Raw genomic sequence first — 887 nt, 5'->3', positions numbered from 1 at the left:
AACCGTTTGAACGTTCAAAGCCGCGGCCTTGATGTTGCTGTACGTAACGCGAACGACGGTATCTCTATTGCACAGACTGCTGAAGGTGCAATGAACGAGACAACCAACATCCTGCAACGTATGCGTGATTTGTCTCTACAATCTTCAAACGGCTCAAACTCAAAATCTGAGCGTGTAGCGATTCAAGAAGAAGTAACAGCACTGAACGATGAACTAAACCGTATCGCGGAAACAACGTCTTTTGGTGGTAACAAGCTGCTTAACGGTACTCACGGTACTAAATCATTCCAAATCGGTGCGGATAACGGTGAAGCGGTAATGCTTCAACTGAAAGACATGCGCTCTGATAATGCTCAGATGGGTGGTAAGAGCTACCAAACTGAGAACGCGAAAGACAAAGACTGGAACGTTCAAGCAGGCTCTAACGACCTAAAAATGTCGTTCACTGATAACTTCGGTCAAGCACAAGAAATCGACATCAGCGCAAAAGCGGGTGACGACATCGAAGAGCTAGCAACGTACATCAACGGTCAACAAGACTCTGTGAAAGCGTCTGTAACTGAAGATGGCAAGCTACAAATGTTTACTGGTAACAACAAAGTTGAAGGCGAAGTAGCATTCTCTGGCAGCTTGGCTGGCGAACTAGGCATGCAACCTGGTAAAGACGTAACCGTTGATACTATTGACGTAACATCAGTTGGCGGCGCACAAGAGTCTGTAGCTGTTATCGATGCGGCACTTAAATACGTAGACAGCCACCGTGCTGAGCTAGGTGCTTTCCAAAACCGTTTCGATCACGCTATCAGCAACTTAGACAACATTAACGAGAATGTTAACGCATCTAAGAGCCGTATTAAAGATACCGACTTCGCGAAAGAAACGACTCA

Annotated in this window: 1 protein-coding gene; it reads left to right on the top strand. The window is 46.0% G+C overall.

Annotated elements, in window-relative coordinates:
• Positions 1 to 887, top strand: an 887-nt coding sequence (locus AB4484_RS26290; RefSeq protein WP_372081002.1) for a flagellin, incomplete at both ends; no start/stop codon positions are given.

It is taken from the genome of Vibrio sp. 10N.261.46.A3, from assembly GCF_041472995.1.
Classification (GTDB): Bacteria; Pseudomonadota; Gammaproteobacteria; order Enterobacterales; family Vibrionaceae; genus Vibrio; species Vibrio coralliirubri.
Note: the sequence above shows the minus strand (reverse complement) of the source record. Positions and strands in the feature narration are given on the sequence as shown.